Genomic DNA, 18,306 nt, shown 5'->3' with positions numbered 1-18,306 from the left:
CATTATGCCTGTTTCATCACGCGCAGACTCGTTAACCCCGCCCCCAAATAAAACTGCAGGTGAGCAGACGTCGCCCGGTGCACCTGCTCCGCGAACTCCTCCGAACACACATGATCGTGCTCCAACAGCCACATCGAATGCAGCACCTCCGGGTCCACATCCATCGCCCCCGGCGGGCGACACAGCGTGCACACCGCGCCACCTGCCGCCGCATGAAACGCCTTATGTGGCCCCGGCGCCTGGCAGTTCGCGCAGTGAAACAGGCTCATCTTCCAGCCCGCGTGCGCCGCCGCCTTCAACAAAAACGCGTCCAGCACAAGGGTCGGGTGCGTCGGCGCCTGCAAACGCTCAAAGCCCTCCTGCAGCAGCGCAAACAACTCCGGATCCCCCTGGTCAAAGGACAGCTTCTCCGCAGCCTCCAACATCGCGCAGCCCGCCGCATACCTATCGAAGTCATCAATGATCACGTGCCCGTAAAACGCGACGGTGTCGGCGCTAGTGATCGTCGATAAGCCTCTGCCCGGGTAGACCTGCACATCCACCTCAACGAACGGCTGCAACCGCGACCCAAACCGCGACCTCGCCTTGCGCACCCCCTTCGCCACACCGCGCACCAGGCCATGATCGCGCGTCAACAACACAACAACGCGATCCGCCTCCCCAAAATCGTACGTACGCACCACAAACGCACGATCCCGCCACGACGGCCTCCCCGCCCCACGGCCCCGCCTAGAAGCCAAGACGCCCCAACGCCTTCGGATCCTCCTGCCAGTTCTTCAACACCTTCAAACGCACATCCAGGTACACATTCTGGCCCACAAGCTCCATAATCTGCTTCCGCGATCGGTGCACAATCCCACTCAAACGACGCCCACCAGGCCCCTCAATAATCCGCTTCTGGCCAGGACGCTCCAAAAACATCACCGCATAAATCATCATCCGATCCGGGCGCTCCGGATCCGGATGCATCTCATCAATCTGCACCGCCACCGAGTGTGGCAACTCCTCACGCAAACCACTCAGCGCCTCCTCACGGATCAACTCCTCAATCCGAGCCTCCACGCCCTCATCCGTCACCTGATCAACCGGATAAAAACGCGGCCCCTCCGGAAGCTTGCTCACCAGCACATCCAGCAACACGTCCAACTGCACCCGGTCCTTCGCAGACACCGGCACCAACTCCACGTCCTGCCCCAAGTACTCGTGCATCTCCAACAAACGCTCCCCCACCACGTCCTTCGGCACCTTGTCCAACTTCGTCACGATGCCCACAATCGGCGTCTTCGGCTTCGCCGCCCGAATCTCCTCCAAAATGAAGCGATCCCCCGGCCCCAACTTCTCATCCGCAGGCACCGTGAACCCAATCACGTCCACATCCTGGTACGTATCCTTCACGATCTCATTCAGCCGCTGCCCCAACAACGTCCGCGGCCGGTGCACCCCCGGCGTATCCACCACAATCACCTGCGCATCTTCCCGATTCACCACCCCGCGAATCGGACGACGCGTGGTCTCTGGCTGATCCGCCATAATCGCGATCTTCTCCCCCACCAACGCGTTCATCAGCGTCGACTTGCCCGTATTCGGCCTGCCCACAAAGCTCACAAAGCCGGAACGGAACCCCTCCGGGGTCTGCGTGAAGCCCGCGTAATCGGTGGTGCTCGCGTTTGCGTCTGTTTCTGCTGGTGCGTTGGACAGGTCCGGGAACTCCGGGAAGTTTTCGCTCATGGTGCAGAAGTCTACCCTGTGCGGTTGGCAGTGCCGTGTTGTCGCTGTTCAAACTTCAAAACAATTCACAAACTTCATAACTTTCAAAAGAATTCACAAGTTCCCTCGGCTACAGTGTGTGCATGGCCCTCAAACAAACCAATCCCTTTAAAGCCACCCTCGGAGCCACCCCGCCTCTCCTCGTTGGACGAAGCGACGCAATCGATGACTTCGGATTTGCCCTCGACGAAGGCCCCGGCGCCCACGAACGAATCTCCCTCATTATTGGGCCTCGCGGTATCGGCAAAACGGTCCTCCTCAATGCCTTCGAAGATGAAGCACTCGAGCGAGGCTGGCTCACCCTCAGCGAAACCGCAACAGCCGGCTTCGTTGAACGTCTGCGCAGCGATATCATCCAACGCCTTTCGCAAGACAGAAAGCAGCTTCAGGGCCTGAACGTGTCCATCCTTGGTGTAGGAGGTGGACTGAACTGGGACACGCAAGCAATCGCAGAGTCCACATACTCACTCCGCAATGCACTCAAAGACCTTCTCGCGTACAAACGCGAACTCGACCGACGCGCCCTTCAGGCACCAGGTGGAGTGCTCATAACGCTTGATGAAATGCACCACCAACACAGTCAGGAACTCATTGAATTCGGCGCTACAGTACAACACCTCGTTCGAGAGGGTGAGGACATTTCAGTCGTCATGGCGGGGATCCCTTCGTCCATTCGACCACTGCTTTCTGGCAAGCTCAGCGGTAGCGGTGATGCAAACCCAGTCACGTTCCTGCGCCGCGCGAATCGGATTGAACTAGGAAGAGTTTCAGATTCTGACGTACGAGAGGCCCTCGAAGAGCCCCTCCGTAACACCGCAACACCCTGGGAAGAAGATGCGCTGGATATCGCTGTGGAGGCCTGCCACGGTTACCCTTTTATGATTCAGCTCGTCGGCCAATGCTCGTTTCGGGAGAACGCTCGCGCAACAAACACCAGCGCCGCTATCTCGACCGACGCTGCCCAGCGCGGAGTCGCAACCGCTCAACGCAAGCTCGGGCAACTCGTTCACGAGCCCGCGCTGTCCGATCTGTCCAACGTTGATAGGACATTCCTGGTTCACATGGCTCAAGACGACGGCCCATCCAAAATGTCGGATCTTAAAGCTCGATTCAACCAGACCGATTCCTACGTTGGCAATTATCGACGCCGCCTCCTCGACGCCGAAATGATTATGACTACTGGCCACGGTGAAGTCGACTTCGCTCTGCCATATTTGCGGGATTACCTCCGCGAACACGCGGCTAGCCTCATTGCTGAGGGCTTCTAGCCGCGAGCCAACACCCAAATGTCCGCGCTCCCATTTGCGCAAACGGCTAGAGCGCCTCGACCTCGAACTGCAGCTGCGGGTTGGCGTAGGCGTCCTGGGACTCGACGAGCAGGAGCTCGGCGGAGTCGGCGTCGTAGGTGCGCTTGAGCAGGTCGTAGACGGAGCTGGCGGTCTTGGCCAGGGCGTCGGCGGCGTTGCCGCCGCGCAGGTAGTGGCCGGTGAACAGGGCCGCGGTGACGTCGCCGGAGCCGTTGCGCTTGAATGGCAGGCGTGGGGTGCGCACGATCCACTTGCCGTGGTTGTCGACGGCGATCATTTCGATGGTGTCGGCGGGGGCGTCGGCGCGCTCAACCGAGGTGACCAGGACGGTAGACGGGCCCATTTCGCGGGCGGCGTCGACGGCGCGGAGTGTGGAGTCCAGATCGGTGACGTCTTGTTCTACCAGGTAGCCAAGTTCGAACTGGTTGGGGGTGATGAGGTCGGCGACGGGGACGACGCGATCGCGCAGGAGGGGCGGGATGTTGTCGGAGACGAAGCAGCCGGACTTGGCGCTGCCCATGACTGGGTCGCAGGCGTAGATGGCGTCGGGGTTGACGGCTTTGACGCGGGCGACGGTGTCGATGATGACGTCGGCGATGTCGTCGCCGCCTTGGTAGCCGGAGAGGATGGCGTCGACACGCGGGAGGGCCCCGCGCTCCTCGATGCCGTCGATGATGGCCGCAACCTCCGTGGCTGGGATCATTGGGCCTTTCCAGGAGCCGTACCCGGTGTGGTTGGAGTAGTTGACGGTGTATACGGGCCACACTTCGTGGCCGATGCGCTGCAGTGGGAAGACGGCGGCGGAGTTGCCTACGTGGCCGTAGGAGACGGCGGACTGGATCGACAAGATATTGCTCATGAGGATAAGCGTACAAACCTGTCGGCTACTTGTCTTCAGAACCCCCGTCTGAATCTTCCATGGGTGCTTCGGCGGGTTCGGGGACCTCGATGAGCACGCTGCGGGTCTTGATGCGTCCGCGCCGGTCGCGGCCGCCTTCCGCGGTGTAGCGTAGGCCGTCGTGAACGATTGCGGAGCCCGGTAGCGGCACGCGGCCCAGCTCGTAGGACAGCAGGCCTGCCACGGTGTCGACGGAGTCGGTGACGTCCTCCTCGAAGGCGAGCTCGTAGTCGAGGTTGTCGGCGAGGAAGTCGACGAGGTCGTCGAGAGGCAGGCGTGCCTGGGCGCGCAGGGTGCGCGCGGCGACGAACTCGATTGGGGCGTCTTCGTCGTCGTCGTATTCGTCGGTGATTTCGCCGACGATTTCCTCGAGGAGGTCCTCCATCGTGAGCAGGCCGGCGACGTTGCCGAACTCGTCGATCACGATGGCGATGTGCGTGTTCACCCGCTGCATCTCTTGCAGCAGCACGTCGAGTGGCTTGGAGTCCGGGATGAACAGCGGGTCGCGCATCAGGGTGGACAGCACGGTGTCCGGCGCCACTGGGGTACCGCTGGGCCCGAACATGTCCTTCAAATATGCGACGCCCACAATCTCATCGACGTTCTCCCCGATCACGGGCACGCGGGAGTGCCCGGAGCGCACCATCAGCGTGGTTGCCTGGCGGGCCGTCTTCTCCCCTTCAATCCAGATCATTTCGGGGCGCGGCACCATGATTTGACGGGCGTGGGTGGAGGCAAGGTCGAAGATGTTTTGGATCATGCGGCCCTCGGCGGTTTCCACCACGCCTTTCTCCTGGGCGATGTCGACCATCTCGCGCAGCTCCACTTCGGTGGAGTACGGGCCGTCGCGGAAGTCTTCGCCGGGGTGGAACAGGTTGCCCACCCAGATGAGCAGGCGCGATACCGGCCCGAGGACACGGTTGACGATGACCAGCCACGGCGCCGCCTTCAACGAGATCGTGTAGGGGTTGCGACGCCCAGCGGTGCGGGCGAACACACCGATGATGCTGAACTGCAGCAGCGTCACCGACGCGACTGCGGCGATGATCGCCCACGCGTCGGAGGAGAGCAGGTCCATCGCCAGCATGGCGGCGAACACGGCTGCGACGGCGTCAAGGATGGTGCGCAACATGACCAGCATGTTGATCTGGTTCGCGCGGGCCTCGACAACTCGGGAGAGCGCCTTAGCCCCGGAAACCTCATCCTTGACCATGGTCTCGACACGCGCGCGCGAAATCGGCGTCAGCGCGGACTCCAGCGTGCCGAACAGACCGGAAAGCAGCAGCGCAATCACGGCGACGACGCCGTAGGCGATGGTGAACTCCATTTAGTCGCGGCCCTTCATCATGCGATCAAGTTCCTCGCGGTCAGCAGCGGAGGGGAACGCATGGGCGCCGGTCGGCTTGGGCTGATACTCGATGCCGCGTGCCGCCAGCGAGTCGTACCAGTCCGCGAGCAGCTCGTTTTGCAGCGAGAACATCTCGCGTTCCTCGTCCGGCATGACGTGGTCGTAGCCGAGCAGGTGCAGCACACCGTGGACGGTGAGCAGGGCGAGCTCGTGGCCGAGGTCGTGGCCTGCCATCTCCGCCTGCTTGCGGTCGAAGGCCGGGCACAGGATGATGTCGCCGAGCATCGCCGCGCCGAACGGGGACGCGTCCGGGCGCCCGCCGCCTGGGGTGAGCTCGTCCATCGGGAAGCTCATGACGTCCGTGGGCCCTTCCAGATCCATCCACCGGACGTGGAGGTCAGCCATGGTGGCTTCGTCGACAAGCGTGATGGTTGCCTCCGTGTCTGGGTGCACATCCATGGCTTGCAGGGCGAAGGAGCAGACATCGACGAGCATTTCCTCGTTGACGTCCGCCTCCCCCGATTCGTTGAGGACTTCAATACTCACTGTCTTGCCTCTTCTTCGCGTTGTTTTCGTTCGTAGCGTGCGGCGTTGCGCGCGTCGTGCTCGTCGTAGGCCGCGACGATCCGGGAGATCAGGTGGTGGCGCACGACGTCTTCTGCGCGCAGGTCCTGGAAGGAAATGCCCTCAATGTCGCCGAGGATGCGGCGGGCGACGCGCAGGCCGGAGACCGTGCCTCGTGGAAGGTCAACCTGGGAAATATCGCCAGTGACCACCATCTTCGACCCAAAGCCCAGGCGGGTGAGGAACATCTTCATCTGGGAGCCAGAGGTGTTCTGGGCCTCGTCGAGGATGACGAACGCGTCCGAGAGGGTGCGCCCGCGCATGTACGCCAGCGGGGCGACTTCGATAATGCCGGCCTCGATGAGCTTCGGGATGGCTTCCGGGTCCATCATGTCGCGCAGCGCGTCGTAGAGCGGGCGCAGGTAGGGGTCGATCTTGTCGCTGAGTGTGCCCGGCAGGAAGCCGAGCTTCTCTCCTGCCTCGACGGCGGGGCGGGTCAAAATGATGCGCTTGACCTCTTTATTGTGCAGCGCCTGCACCGCCTTCGCCACGGCCAGGTACGTCTTGCCGGAGCCCGCAGGCCCAATGCCGAACGTGATGGTGTTGTCGTCGATCGCGTCGACGTAGGCCCGCTGGCCTGCCGTCTTCGGACGGATGACCTTGCCGCGCCGCGAGATGATCTCCGCGCCGAGCAGCTCCGCCACCGACTCCGGTGACTCCACCTCCATCAGCGAAATCGCGTGCGTGACGGTATCCGCGGTAATGGGAACGCCGCGCCGCGCCATCGACTCGAGCTCGTCGAGCACCCGCAGCGCGTGCGCGACCACCACGGCCGGGCCCCGCACGGTCACCGCGTTGCCGCGGGCGTGCACGTCGGCGCCGAGGTGTTGGTTGAGCACCCGCAGGTTCGTGTCATTAATACCGAGCACGTCCTGCGTGTACGCGGAGTCAAGCTCAATGTTGCGCGTGACCAAAGGTTCCATGTCGCCTAACCCTACCAGCGCGTCGTCAGCGCGCCGATTGCGCATAGTGCAGCAAAACCGGCGCTGGCGGTGCGTAACACTTCCGGCCCGAGGGTGACAGCGCGGGCGCCGATGAGCTCGAGCTCATCCTCGCCGATGCCGCCTTCCGGCCCCACGATGAGCCAGATGTCCCGCCCGAACTCGACGGTGGTCAGCGGCACGGCCGCGTCTTCGTGAAGCACCAACGCCTGCTTTTCGACGCCCCCTTCGCCCACCTCGGCAAGCAGGTCCTTCAGCTGGTTCGTGGTCACCGGATCTGCGACCTGCGGCACCCAGGCCCGGCGCGCCTGCTTCGCGGACGCGATCGCCTGGTGCTGCCACTTCTCCACCTGCTTGGCCTGCTTGGCGGCGGGCCAGCGCGCGATGGTGCGGTGCGAGATCCAGGGGACGATGGCGTCGACACCTCCTTGCACGGCGAGGTCGACGGCGAGCTCCGCGCGTTCCGACTTCGGCACTGCCTGCACCAGAGTGACGCGCTGCTCGGGCGCGGGCACGGTGCGGACTTCGGTGACGTCGCCGCGCAGCTGCTGCTTGTCGCTGTGGCGGACAATGACGTCCGCGACGGTGCCGGAGCCGTCGGTCAGCGCGATGCGCTCGCCGGGCTCGATGCGTTTGACGAAGGCGTGCTTCGCCTCGTCGCCGTCGAGGGTGCCGCTGGCGGGGTTCGGGGTGAGGAAGTACGGGACGCTCATTTAGCGGCGGAACCTGTCGCGCATGCGGGAGAAGAAGCCTTCGTCGCGCTCGTCGTCGTGGTGGACGCCGGTGGCGTCGCCGCGGGCGTCGCGAAGCTGCTCGAGGCTGCGGCGCTCCTCGCCACTGAGGTGCGTCGGCACGACGACCTGGATGTGGGCGATCATGTCGCCGTGTCCCTCGGCGCGCAGGCGTGGCATGCCCTCGCCCTCGAGGCGGACCTCGTCGCCCGGCTGGGTGCCCGCCGGGATCTCGATGGTGGTCGTGTCACCGGCAAGGTTTTCGACGTCGATGCTGGTGCCCAGCGCGGCGTCGTACATCGGCACGTTCAGGCGCAGGTGCAAGTCGTTGCCGTCGCGCACGAAAATCTTGTGTGGCGCGGTCTGTACCTCCACGTAGAGGTCACCGGCGGGACCGCCACCGTGGCCGACCTCGCCCTGCCCCGCCATGCGGATGCGCATCCCGTTGGCGATACCCGCCGGGATCTTTACCTTCAGGTCGCGGGTGGCGCGCACCCGACCGTCGCCGGCGCACTGGCGGCACGGATCCTGGATCACTTCGCCGTAGCCGTGGCACTTCGGGCAGTCGTGCGTGGTCATCACGTTGCCCAGGAAGGACTGCTGCACTTCCTGCACCACGCCCTGGCCCGCGCAGTAGTCACACTGCACGGCCTTCGCCTCAGACTCGGAGCCGGTGCCGTGGCACTTCTGGCACAGCACCGCGGTATCCACGGTGACCTCCTTGGTCACGCCCGCATAGGCGTCCTCCAGGGTGATCTGGGTGCGCAGCAGGGCGTCGTTGCCCGGCTGGACGCGCGAGCGCGGCTCGTGGCTGCGCCCGCCACCGCCGAAGAAGGCGTCGAAAATGTCGCCGAAGCCGCCGAAGCCACCGCCACCGGCGCCGCCCATGCCGCCTTGCTCCATCGGGTCGCCACCGCGGTCCACGATGCTGCGCTTCGCCGGATCAAGCAGCACCTCCTGCGCCAACGAGATCTCGGCGAACTTCTCAGCCGCCTCATCAGACGGGTTCACATCCGGGTGATACTTTCGGGCGAGCTTCCGGTACGCCCTCTTAATTTCCTGCTCGGTCGCCTCTCGGTCAACGCCGAGGATGCCGTAATAATCACGAGCCACTAGTTAGTTCCCTTTCAACACTTCGAAGTTATTCGCCCCGCAAAATGCGACTGATGTACTGAGCCACGGTGGCAACCTTTTGCATGGTACCCGGATAGTCCATATGTGTCGGACCGACCACCCCAAGGCCACCCAGCGCTTCATCGCCAGCTCCATATGCAGTACTAACAATGGAGGCCTGAGAAAATTCCTTCTCCTCATTCTCGTTGCCAATACTGACCGAGACGTGCTCCAACTGTTGCGCGTTCGCCAACAGCTTCAGCACAATCACCTGCTGCTCCAGCGCCTCAATCACGCTGTGCAGATCCACCATCCGGTTCACGCTCAAGTTGCCGGCACCCGCGATGAGCAGCCGATCGGTCGTGGTCTCCACCAACGTCTCGATGAGCACCGCCGTCGCCCGCTCCACCGCATCCGCAATGACCGGCGGCGCCTGCGCGTGCAGCATCTTCAACACGGCGGAGGCATCACGCATCGTCTTGCCCACCAACACCGTATTGAGCAGGTCCCGCAGCAGGAACACCCCATCGGTGCCCAACGGCGCGGCGAGCTCCACGTTGCGCTGGTCCACACGCCCCGTATCCGTGATCAGCACCAGCAGCAGCCGCGTGGGGGCCAGCGCCACCACCTCGCAGTGTTTCACGCGAGACACGTTCAGTGTCGGCAGCTGCACCACCGCGGCCTGGTTCGTCAGCTGGGCCAGCAGCTGCACGCTGCGGCGCAGCACGTCCTCCATGTCCACGCCGTGTTCGAGGAAGTCCAAAATGGCGTGGCGTTCAGCGGTGGACAGCGGTTTGACGTCATGGAGGGCGTCGACAAACGCGCGGTACCCCGCCTCCGTCGGGATGCGCCCCGAGGACGCATGCGTCTGCGTGATGTAGCCCTCGCGCTCCAGTACGCTCATGTCGTTGCGGATGGTCGCCGAGCTCACTTTCAGCCCGTGGCGCTCCACCAACACCTTCGATCCGACGGGTTCCTGCCGCGCAATATAGTCGGCGACGATTGCGCGCAGCACCCGCTGTCTGCGATCATTCGCTGCACTCATTAGCACTCTCCTTCGTCGACTGCTAACTCATACTACTCTGCTTCCTCGGCAGCCAAAATGTCCGTCACAATCCCGTCCGCCAACAAGCGCCCGGCATCAGTCACGGTCACGCGCTCGCCCGCGGTCAAAAGACCCGCCGCCACATACTTCTCGACGACCCCCTCCGCCCCCTCACCAATCATCCCCCGAGGCACGCCTTCCTTCAGCCGCAGCCCCAGCATCACCTGCTCCTCGTGCCGCTCCTGAGGTGTGAGCGTCTCCCCACCGTCAATCGGCAGCGTGCCTTCGGCGAGCAACTGACTGTAGCGCTCCGGCCGCTTCACGTTCCAGAACCGGCGGTCCCCAATAAACGAGTGCGCCCCCGGACCCGCGCCCCACCAGTGCGCACCACGCCAGTACAGCAGATTGTGCTGGCACTCTCCACCCGGCCGCGCCCAGTTCGACACCTCATACCAACCGAAGCCGGCCGCCTCCAGGGTGGCGGCGATCATCTCGTAGCGGTCCGCGTACACGTCCTCCTGCGGGGCGGGCAGCTCACCACGACGGACCTTGCGCGCCATGGCGGTACCATCCTCCACAATCAGCGAATAGGCGCTCACATGGTCGACGCCCGTCGACAGGATGGCATCCAGGGTGCGGCGTACGTCGTCGTCAGTTTCCGTCGGCGTGCCATAAATCATGTCCAGGTTTACGTGCTCAAACCCGGCGTCGAGCGCCTCTTTGGCCGCCGCGACCACCCTCCCCGGCGTGTGCTTCCGGTCCAACACCTTGAGCACCGACGCCGACGCCGACTGCATCCCCAACGACACCCTCGTAAACCCGTGCTCCAGCAGCCCCGCGAAGTACGCCGGATCCGTCGACTCCGGATTCGATTCCGTCGTCACCTCCGCCCCTGCCCGGATACCGAAGGTCCCCCGCACCATCGACAACACCCTGCCAAGCCCATCCGCCCCCAACAACGACGGCGTCCCTCCCCCAATAAACACCGTGGACACCTCCCCCACGCCCGGCTGCTGCGCCGCCAGCTCCAGCTCCCTTTCCAGCGCCACCAGGTACTCCGCGTGGGAGCTCTCCACCTCCGACGGCGTATAGGTATTGAAGTCACAGTACCCACACCGCGTTGCGCAGAACGGCACGTGGATATAGACGCCGAAGTCGGGCTGTGATTGCTGCGCTGTGTTCATACCTCGCAATTGCAGCAGACCCGGGCCCAGTTTGCGAATTCCGCACGGCCGCAGCTGAAATTGTTCCCGAGCCCGGGAACGATTTTGCGTTCGGGGGCGGTTCCGGTCGACCAGCACTTGCATTCCCCCAGCTCGCGACGTGTGTCAACGAAGAACGTTCCTGCGATCACCATTGTGCCGGGAACTTTTTGCGTGCAGGAGGCGGCAGGAGGGGCTTCAGGGTTCCGGCTCCGTCCATTTGAACCTACGCTCCGCGGCGGCGGCGCTTCGCGGCCACCTTCGCCACGATGGCATCCACCCGGGCGCGCTCCTCGAGGAACTGCGGCGGGGCGACACCGCGCATCGTGCGCACGAACGCCGGGTGGTCGATGCAGACGGTTTCCATCCAGCCGTCGACGGCGGCCTCCACAAGCTCGCCGACCCTCGCGTAGAGGTGTGGCAGGCTCACGGCGCCCAGTTCCCTGGCAACCATCTCGGTCTGCTCGAGCGTGTACTGCACGATTTCGCCGAGGTGCTGCACCGTCAGGTCCGTGCGGCCGACAAGGGCGTCCTGCATGGTCTGCACAGAAAACGGTGCCTGGAGCGGGAAGAGGTCTTCGAGGCCGGCGGCGTCGAGAAACTCGGGCTCGGGGATCTTCTCCTCCGGCCGGTAGGAGGCGGAGAGTACCCCGGCGCGCATCCCGGTCGTCAGCGCCTGGCGAAGCCCGATGAGTTCGCCGACGATGCGGCGGGCATCGTTGCGGGCATCGTCGACGATTTCGACGAATTCGGCGAGGCAGTCGTCGGTAAGTTCGCCGTCATAGTCTGCGACTGCTTCGGCGAGGTGCTCCGTGTATTCAGCGACTTCGTCGCCGATGTTGTAAATCTCCTGTGTCAGCTCACGGTGGCGTAGCATCGCTGCAGTTTTATGCACGAATAGCCCCCTTCTGGCTCACAGGAAGTACGGATCAAAAGTCGATGGAAATGTTAAGCCATGGGCGCGCCCCACGGGTTGAGGCGCGCCGGGGGCTTAGCGCTCGTAGAGCTTGTCGATGTCCTCACGGAAGCGCTCGAACACCACATTGCGCTTCACCTTGAGGGTTGGCGTCATCTCGTTTGCCTGCTCGCTCAGGTCACGGTCGAGGATGCGGAACTTCTTGATCGCCTCGGCGTGCGAGACGGTCCCGTTGGCAACGTTGATGGCGTCTTGCACCTCGGCACGCAGGACGGGGTCGCCGGCGAGGTCGCTGAGTTTGCGGTTCTCCGGGATGTTGTGGGTGGACTTCCAGCGCTGCAGCTCCTCCTCGTCGAGCGTGACCAGCACGCCGACGAACGGCTTGCCGTCGCCGACGACGAGCGCGTTGGAGATCAGCGGGTCCTGGCGGATGATGTCCTCCATCGGCCCCGGTGAGATGTTTTTGCCGCCGGCAGTGACGATGAGGTCTTTCTTGCGGCCGGTGATGCGCACGTAGCCTTCGTCGTCAACCTCGCCAAGGTCGCCGGTGTTGAACCAGCCTTCGGTGAAGGCTTCTTCGGTGGCGGCTTTGTTATTCCAGTAGCGGTCGAAGACGCCGGGGCCCTTGAATTCGATTTCGCCGTCGTCGTTGGTGCGGACTTGGTAGCCGTTGACCGGGCGCCCGACGGTGCCAATCTTGTTGGCGTTCTTGTTATTGACACAGGATGCGGCGCAGGTTTCGGTGAGCCCGTAGCCCTCGTAGATTGGGATGCCGATGCCGCGGAAGAAGTGCAGCAAGTCGGCGCTCATGGCGGAGCCGCCGGTGATGCCGTACTTCACGGAGCCGCCGATGGCCTCCTTGATCTTGGAGTAGACGACGCGCTCGAAGACGCGGCGCTTCGCCTTGAGTATCCGGCTCGGCCCCTCGGGGGTGTCCATGGCCTTGGAGTACTCGATGGCGGTCTTCTCCGCCTCAAGGAACGCAGCCTTGCCGATGGCGGAACCGTCCGCGGCCTTGTTATAGGCCGCATTGCGGACCTTCTCGAAGACGCGCGGCACGCCGAGCACCATGTTCGGCTGGGCGCGTTGCAGCTCCACGGTCAGGGTGTGGGTATCGGCCCAGTGGGACTGGGTAGCGCCCGCCATCGTCAGCGCGAGGCTGACTGCGCGCTGCAGCACGTGCGCCAGCGGCAAGAAAGTAACGACGCGCTTGCCGGGGCGGGCCACCTCACCGATGTCGTTCTTGATCAGCGCCCAGGTCTGGTGCGCCCAGTTGCCGTGGGTTAAGGCCACGCCCTTCGGGCGGCCGGTGGTGCCGGAGGTATACACGATGGACCCGAGGTCGTCGTGGGTGAGGGAGGCGGAGCGGGCGTCGACAAGCGATTGCTCGACGTCCCTGCCCTCGAACTTGATGGTTTCGACCCCGGCGGCATTGAATTCGTAGATCTTGCGCAGCTTCGAGCTCGAGTCCTTCAGGCGCGGCTTGCCGTCTTCCTGGAGGAGGAAGGCGCTCAACAGCTGGGTGTGGTCGCGCGACTCGGTGAAGGCGATCTCGGCGCCGGAGTCCTCGAGGATCCACTGGATCTGGTGCATGGAGCTCGACGGGTAGATCGGGACGCTGACCGCTCCCGCTGCCCAGATGGCGAAGTCAACGAGGGACCACTCATAACGGGTGGAGGAAAGCACCGCGATGCGGTCGCCCGGCTCGACGCCGTTTGCGATGAGCCCCTTGGCCGTTTCGTAGACCTCTTCGAGGAACTCCCCCGCCGTCACGTTGACCCAGTCGTAATTACGTGGGCGGGAAAACAGCACGATGTGAGGCTTTTTCGTGCAGATATCCACGAGCGCCGACAGGCAGGTGTCAGTGGAACTCAGCTTGAATCCGAGCGGAGTTGTGTACGTTTCTGAAGCCATGGTTGGCAAGGTTACCTGACAGAAACTACCTTTTGCGTGAGCTCCACTCTGCAAAACATCAGTTCTTTGGCACAATGGGTTGATGTGACCAACGTAGAACTACTCCATTCGTTAGCTTCCGCGTACGGGTTCGGCACAAGCTACCGCGCTTCCAACGGTGCGATGACCACCCCGCCGCCGGAATCGTTCATCTCTCTGCTGCAGGCCCTGGGCGTCAACATTAGCGACGCCCCCTCCGACGAGGAGCTGCACCACCTCATTCACGCCAGGCACCAGTACTGGGCAACCCGCCCGCTGCCGCCCTGCGTTGTGGCCACGGCCGGGCAGGAGCGCCACTTCAACGTCCACGTGCACGACGGCCACCCAGCCCACACTTGGATCCAGCTTGAGGACGGCACCCCGCGCGAGACCTACCAGGACGAAAACTGGGCGCCACCAACTGCCGACGTCGCCGGCGTGGTCTGGGGCGAGGCCACCTTCCACGTGCCGGGCAACCTGCCCCCGGGCTACCACACGCTGCACCTGGAGTCCGACAACTTTAAGGACTCCTGCCCGCTGCTGGTCGTTCCGGCCCGTCTAGAGAGCAACCAGCGCTACATCGACAATCCGGTCTTCGGCGTGATGGCGCAGCTGTACTCGGTGCGCTCCGAGCAGTCCTGGGGCATCGGCGACTTCGAAGACCTCGGTACGCTCGCGGTGCTGCTGGCTGAGCAGGGCGCTGATTACCTGCTGATCAACCCGGTGCACGCCGCGCAGCCAATCCCGCCGATCGAGGACTCCCCGTACCTGCCGACGTCGCGCCGCTTCGTCAACCCCATCTACATCTCTGTTGAAGCGGTTGATGAGTACTACAAGTTGGACAAGGACGCGAAGGCCCAGATTGAGCGCATGGTCGCTCCACTGAAGGCGCGCAACCGTAGTGCGGAGCCGCTGCGTCGCAACGAAATCTTCGAGACGAAGCTCGCCGTACTTCGCGAGCTGTTCTTCATCGCCTGCGCCGATGAGCGCCGCACCCACGACTTCGAGCTCTTCTGCCTCGACGAGGGCGAAGGCCTCGAGGAGTTCGCCCGCTGGTGCGCAGTGGAGGCGATGGAGACCGCGCCGTCGCGCCACGAGCTCGACGAGGAACTCGAGGAACTCACACGCTTCTACATGTGGCTGCAGTTCATCGCCGACGAGCAGCGTCGCCGCGCCCAGGACAAAGCGCTGGCAGCGGGCATGAAGGTCGGCATCATGACCGACCTCGCCGTGGGTATCCACCCCGATGGTGCCGACGCCAACACGCTCGCCAACGTGCTCGTCCCCGAGGCGTCCGTCGGTGCCCCGCCGGACCAGTACTCCCAGCAGGGCCAGGACTGGTCGCAGCCGCCATGGCACCCGCAGGCGCTCGCCGAGGCCGGCTACGAGCCGTGGCGTGAGCTGCTGCGCACTGTGCTGCGCCACTCCGGCGGTATCCGCGTCGACCACATCCTTGGTCTCTTCCGCCTGTTCTGGATGCCACGAAACGTCTCCCCGATGTTCGGCACCTACATGAATTACGACCACGAGGCCATGGTGGGCACCCTGGTGCTCGAGGCGCAGCGTGCGAACGCCGTGGTGGTAGGCGAAGACCTGGGCACGTTTGAGCCGTGGGTCCAGGACGTCCTGCAGGACAAGGGCATCCTTGGCACGACGGTGCTGTGGTTCGAGTCGTACGACGACGGCTCCCCGCTCCACACCTGGGATTACCGCCGCTTGGCGTTGTCGGCCGTCGGCACGCATGACCTGCCGCCGACCGCTGGCTACCTGCGGTTCGCGCACAACATTCTGCGCGACGAGCTCGGCCTGATCGAAGAGCCCCTCGAAGAGCTCAACGAGAACGACCACCAGTGGCAGGCCCGCGTGCTTGACCGCGTGCGCGAGGACGGCCACTTCCACGGCACCTCCCTCGAGCACACCGAGTTCACGCACCTGAGCGCAGAGGAATTCGCGCGCGACGTCGACGTGGAGGACCTGCTCGTCGGCCTTACCCGCTTCATCGCCGCTACCCCATCGGCGATGACGGTGACGAACCTGGTGGATATGGTCGGCGATACCCGCATCCAGAACCAGCCGGGTACCAACGCGGAGCAGTACTCCAACTGGTGCATCCCGCTGACGGACAACAACGGCAAGGCGGTCCTCATCGAGGACCTGCCGAGTATCGAGCTGTTCGGTCGGGTCGCGGAGGCGTCGAAACGCTAGAGCGCTAGAACAGCCCGGCCAGGGCCGCGACGACGACCAGCGCAATCATCACCCACAGTGCCTGTGTAACGCGGGACTGTGGGTATTTGCGTTTCTGCTTCGGAAGCTGCTGATCGCGTCTGCGGAGTTCTTCAGGGTTGGCCATAGTTGACCACCTTACTTCTTCGAAATTTTGTACGCGATCCAGTCACTCAAACGCAGCATCGCCCACGAGGCCACCCCCGCGAGCGGCAGCGCCACCAGCAGGATCAGTGGCGTCTGCAGCCACGGCGACAGATCAAACATCGCTGCCCTCGAGCCCGCGGCGGACCAGCAGGGCGCGGGTGTCCTTGTCGCGGCCGCGGAAGGCGCGGTAGGCCTCGGCGTAGTCGCGCGCGGCACCAACCGAGAGCACCGTGTCGCGGAAGCGCTGGCCGCTGTCCCGGTTGATACCGGATTCCTCGATGAACTGGTAGCCGTCGGCGTCCAACGCCTCCGCCCACAGGTAGGAGTAGTAGCCCGCCGAGTACCCGCCCGCGAAGATGTGGTTAAACCACGTTGAGCGGTAGCGCGGCTCGAGACCCTCGACGTCTAGGCCAACCTTCTCGAGTGCGCGCTGCTCGAAGGCGTCAATGTCCTCGGGCACCTCGCCGTCGAGTGAGTGCCAGGCCAGGTCAATCGCGCAGGCCGCCAGGTATTCCGCGGTGGCGAAGCCTTGCCCGAAAGTCCGGGACTGGCGCACGGCCTCCAACAGAGCGTCGGGGATGACTTCCCCGGTGTCCACGTGGCGCGCGTAATTACGGATAATCTCGGGCGCGAACGCGTAGTTCTCATTGATCTGGGAGGGGAACTCCACCCAGTCGCGCGGCACGTTGGTGCCGGAGAGCGTCGGGTAGCGCACGTTGGACAGCAGCCCGTGCAGCGCGTGGCCGAACTCGTGGAAGACGGTCGTGACCTCGTCGATCGTGAGCAGGTCGGAAGTCAGCGACATCACGTTGACCACTACTGGCTTCGTGCCGGTCAGCGTCGATTGGTCCACAAAGGAGCTCATCCACGCTCCCCCGCGTTTCGACGTCCGCGCCCTGTAATCCGTCAGCAGCAGGCCAATGCCGGTGCCGTCTTCCTCTTTGACCTCCCACACCTGGACGTCGTCGCGGTAGCCGTGCAGGTCTTCGCGCTGCGTCACCGTGATACCGTAGAGCAAGTTTGCGGCGTAGAAGACGCCGTCGCGCAGCACCTGCTGCAGCGGGAAGTACTTGCGCAGCTCCGCGTCGTTGACGGAGAAGGCCTCTTCCCTGCGGCGCGCTTCCCAGTATGGCCAGTCGGCGCCGTCGAGCTCCATGCCTGCCAGCTCGCCTGCGAGCTTGCGTTCCGCGGCGGCGTTTGACGCGGCGGCCGGTGCGAGGTCGCTGATAAGTTTGCGGGCCGCGGCGGCGCTGCCCGCGGTTTCCTCCGCGATGACGTAATCGGCATGCGTGGCGAAGCCGAGCAGCTTCGCGCGCTCCTGGCGCAGCCGCACCGACTCGATCACGAGCGCACTGTTGGTGTCGCGGCCGCGCTGGCGGGAGGCGTCGAACAGCTTGTGGCGCGCGCTGCTGGACTCAAGCTCGGCCTGCAGCGACTGGGTCGTCGGCAGCTCGATCGGCACGACGTAGGCGTCTGGGTTGCCTGGGTCCTCTGCGTCGCGGTAGGCGGCGAGCTGCTCTTCGCTCAGGCCCGCCAGCTCGTCGCGGGTCATGCGCACCGCGAGCTTCGTCGTGTCCGCGAGCAGGTTGCGGCCGAACTGCTCGGAAAGCTCTGAAAGGCGCTGATTCAGCTCGCGCAGGCGCTGTTTGCCTGCCTCGTCGAGCTCCGCGCCACGGCGGGTGAACCGGCGCAGCAGCAGGTCGTAGAGGCGGCGCGACTCCTCGTCCGCCGGGGCCTCCACCGCACGCAGGCGGCCATAAAGTTCTTGGTTCTGGTAGATCGCGTCCGTATGCGCGGACAGGCGCGGCACGATCGCGTCCGCGACCTGGTCAAACTCAGGCGAACCGTCGGTGCCCTGCAGGTTGAAAAACCATGCCAAGACTCGCTCTAAGTCGCTGCCCGCGCGCTCCAGCGCCTCGACGGTGTTCTCCCACGTCGGGGTGTCCTCGGCGCAAATGCGGGCAATTTCTTCTTCATGCAGCACGAGCGCCCGCTCGAAAGCGGGCAGTACGTGTTCAAGGCGGATCGCCTGGAAATCAGGCAGCCCATAAGGCAGTTCGGACGGGTGCAACAACGGATTGTCAGTCATGGCACCCCATCCTACTTGGAGTG

Annotated in this window: 17 protein-coding genes; 2 read left to right on the top strand and 15 right to left on the bottom strand. The window is 64.1% G+C overall.

All coding sequences use genetic code 11. The annotated features are described in order from the left end of the window. Positions 1-2: 2 nt before the first annotated feature. Positions 3-740: a DNA repair protein RecO gene (recO, locus tag BJP08_RS00725; RefSeq protein WP_071567725.1), complete on the bottom strand. Its 738-nt coding sequence runs from the start codon at positions 738-740 to the stop codon at positions 3-5. Then, positions 730-1,728 carry a GTPase Era gene (era, locus tag BJP08_RS00720; RefSeq protein WP_083428321.1) on the bottom strand — a complete coding sequence of 333 codons (999 nt, stop codon included), beginning with the start codon at positions 1,726-1,728 and terminating at the stop codon, positions 730-732. Before era ends, recO begins: the two co-directional genes overlap by 11 nt. A 122-nt stretch (positions 1,729-1,850) precedes the next feature. On the opposite strand from era, the gene BJP08_RS00715 reads away from it, so the two are divergent. Next, positions 1,851-3,035, top strand: a complete 1,185-nt coding sequence (locus BJP08_RS00715) for an ATP-binding protein (RefSeq protein WP_071567724.1) — start codon at positions 1,851-1,853, stop codon at positions 3,033-3,035. Positions 3,036-3,081: 46 nt separating this feature from the next. On the opposite strand, the gene pdxY is transcribed toward BJP08_RS00715, so the two are convergent. From pdxY to BJP08_RS00665, 10 genes are all read right to left on the bottom strand, one after another. Further along, positions 3,082-3,933 carry a pyridoxal kinase PdxY gene (gene pdxY / locus BJP08_RS00710; protein WP_071567722.1) on the bottom strand — a complete coding sequence of 284 codons (852 nt, stop codon included), beginning with the start codon at positions 3,931-3,933 and terminating at the stop codon, positions 3,082-3,084. 25 nt (positions 3,934-3,958) lie between these two features. After that, positions 3,959-5,299 carry a hemolysin family protein gene (locus BJP08_RS00705; protein ID WP_071567720.1) on the bottom strand — a complete coding sequence of 447 codons (1,341 nt, stop codon included), beginning with the start codon at positions 5,297-5,299 and terminating at the stop codon, positions 3,959-3,961. After that, positions 5,300-5,866 (bottom strand): rRNA maturation RNase YbeY, encoded by a 567-nt coding sequence (gene ybeY, locus BJP08_RS00700; RefSeq protein ID WP_070478011.1) that lies wholly within the window; start codon positions 5,864-5,866, stop codon positions 5,300-5,302. It lies immediately after the preceding gene. After that, positions 5,863-6,867, bottom strand: a complete 1,005-nt coding sequence (locus tag BJP08_RS00695) for a PhoH family protein (protein ID WP_071567718.1) — start codon at positions 6,865-6,867, stop codon at positions 5,863-5,865. The genes ybeY and BJP08_RS00695 overlap by 4 nt, the downstream gene beginning before the upstream one ends. Positions 6,868-6,878: 11 nt before the next feature. Then, entirely contained in the window at positions 6,879-7,598 is a 720-nt protein-coding gene (locus BJP08_RS00690) for a 16S rRNA (uracil(1498)-N(3))-methyltransferase (protein WP_071567716.1), read from the bottom strand. After that, the gene (gene dnaJ / locus BJP08_RS00685) at positions 7,599-8,729 is read right to left on the bottom strand and encodes a molecular chaperone DnaJ (RefSeq protein WP_071567714.1); all 1,131 of its coding nucleotides are present in this window, start codon (positions 8,727-8,729) and stop codon (positions 7,599-7,601) included. It lies immediately after the preceding gene. Positions 8,730-8,757: 28 nt separating this feature from the next. Then, entirely contained in the window at positions 8,758-9,774 is a 1,017-nt protein-coding gene (gene hrcA / locus BJP08_RS00680; RefSeq protein ID WP_071567712.1) for a heat-inducible transcriptional repressor HrcA, read from the bottom strand. A gap of 32 nt (positions 9,775-9,806) precedes the next feature. Continuing rightward, on the bottom strand, positions 9,807-10,958 hold the full coding sequence (hemW, locus tag BJP08_RS00675; RefSeq protein ID WP_071567759.1) for a radical SAM family heme chaperone HemW: 1,152 nt from the start codon (positions 10,956-10,958) through the stop codon (positions 9,807-9,809). 244 nt (positions 10,959-11,202) lie between these two features. After that, entirely contained in the window at positions 11,203-11,871 is a 669-nt protein-coding gene (locus BJP08_RS00670; RefSeq protein WP_071567710.1) for a hypothetical protein, read from the bottom strand. Between the two features lie 96 nt (positions 11,872-11,967). Next, a complete protein-coding gene (locus tag BJP08_RS00665; RefSeq protein ID WP_071567708.1) occupies positions 11,968-13,806 on the bottom strand; it encodes a long-chain fatty acid--CoA ligase in 1,839 nt (612 codons plus the stop codon). 84 nt (positions 13,807-13,890) lie between these two features. Between BJP08_RS00665 and malQ the strand changes: the two genes are divergently transcribed. After that, positions 13,891-16,029 (top strand): 4-alpha-glucanotransferase, encoded by a 2,139-nt coding sequence (gene malQ / locus BJP08_RS00660; protein WP_177221689.1) that lies wholly within the window; start codon positions 13,891-13,893, stop codon positions 16,027-16,029. A gap of 4 nt (positions 16,030-16,033) precedes the next feature. Here malQ and BJP08_RS11275 read toward each other — a convergent pair whose 3' ends face one another. The 3 genes from BJP08_RS11275 to BJP08_RS00655 are packed head-to-tail and all read right to left on the bottom strand — an operon-like array spanning position 16,034 to position 18,283. Next, positions 16,034-16,174, bottom strand: coding sequence for a hypothetical protein (locus tag BJP08_RS11275; RefSeq protein ID WP_143109958.1), 141 nt, complete (start codon positions 16,172-16,174; stop codon positions 16,034-16,036). Positions 16,175-16,185: 11 nt separating this feature from the next. Next, the gene (locus BJP08_RS11805) at positions 16,186-16,314 is read right to left on the bottom strand and encodes a hypothetical protein (protein ID WP_255364707.1); all 129 of its coding nucleotides are present in this window, start codon (positions 16,312-16,314) and stop codon (positions 16,186-16,188) included. Beyond that, positions 16,307-18,283 (bottom strand): M3 family metallopeptidase, encoded by a 1,977-nt coding sequence (locus BJP08_RS00655; protein ID WP_071567706.1) that lies wholly within the window; start codon positions 18,281-18,283, stop codon positions 16,307-16,309. Before BJP08_RS00655 ends, BJP08_RS11805 begins: the two co-directional genes overlap by 8 nt. Positions 18,284-18,306: the final 23 nt, after the last annotated feature.

The sequence above is a fragment of the Corynebacterium sp. NML140438 genome, assembly GCF_001875725.1.
GTDB lineage: Bacteria > Actinomycetota > Actinomycetes > Mycobacteriales > Mycobacteriaceae > Corynebacterium.
The sequence above is the reverse complement of the archived record's forward strand: the minus strand, read 5'-3'. Positions and strand labels throughout refer to the sequence as shown.

Excerpts from the sequence above, each read along its gene's own strand:
- BJP08_RS00705 (WP_071567720.1), bottom strand. The coding sequence starts at position 5,299 with ATGGAGTTCACCATCGCCTACGGCGTCGTCGCCGTGATTGCGCTGCTG.
- BJP08_RS00715 (WP_071567724.1), top strand. The coding sequence starts at position 1,851 with ATGGCCCTCAAACAAACCAATCCCTTTAAAGCCACCCTCGGAGCCACC.
- pdxY (WP_071567722.1), bottom strand. The coding sequence starts at position 3,933 with ATGAGCAATATCTTGTCGATCCAGTCCGCCGTCTCCTACGGCCACGTA.
- era (WP_083428321.1), bottom strand. The coding sequence starts at position 1,728 with ATGAGCGAAAACTTCCCGGAGTTCCCGGACCTGTCCAACGCACCAGCA.
- BJP08_RS00665 (WP_071567708.1), bottom strand. The coding sequence starts at position 13,806 with ATGGCTTCAGAAACGTACACAACTCCGCTCGGATTCAAGCTGAGTTCC.
- BJP08_RS00690 (WP_071567716.1), bottom strand. The coding sequence starts at position 7,598 with ATGAGCGTCCCGTACTTCCTCACCCCGAACCCCGCCAGCGGCACCCTC.
- hemW (WP_071567759.1), bottom strand. The coding sequence starts at position 10,958 with ATGAACACAGCGCAGCAATCACAGCCCGACTTCGGCGTCTATATCCAC.
- hrcA (WP_071567712.1), bottom strand. The coding sequence starts at position 9,774 with ATGAGTGCAGCGAATGATCGCAGACAGCGGGTGCTGCGCGCAATCGTC.
- BJP08_RS00655 (WP_071567706.1), bottom strand. The coding sequence starts at position 18,283 with ATGACTGACAATCCGTTGTTGCACCCGTCCGAACTGCCTTATGGGCTG.
- BJP08_RS00695 (WP_071567718.1), bottom strand. The coding sequence starts at position 6,867 with ATGGAACCTTTGGTCACGCGCAACATTGAGCTTGACTCCGCGTACACG.
- BJP08_RS11805 (WP_255364707.1), bottom strand. The coding sequence starts at position 16,314 with ATGTTTGATCTGTCGCCGTGGCTGCAGACGCCACTGATCCTGCTGGTG.
- BJP08_RS11275 (WP_143109958.1), bottom strand. The coding sequence starts at position 16,174 with ATGGCCAACCCTGAAGAACTCCGCAGACGCGATCAGCAGCTTCCGAAG.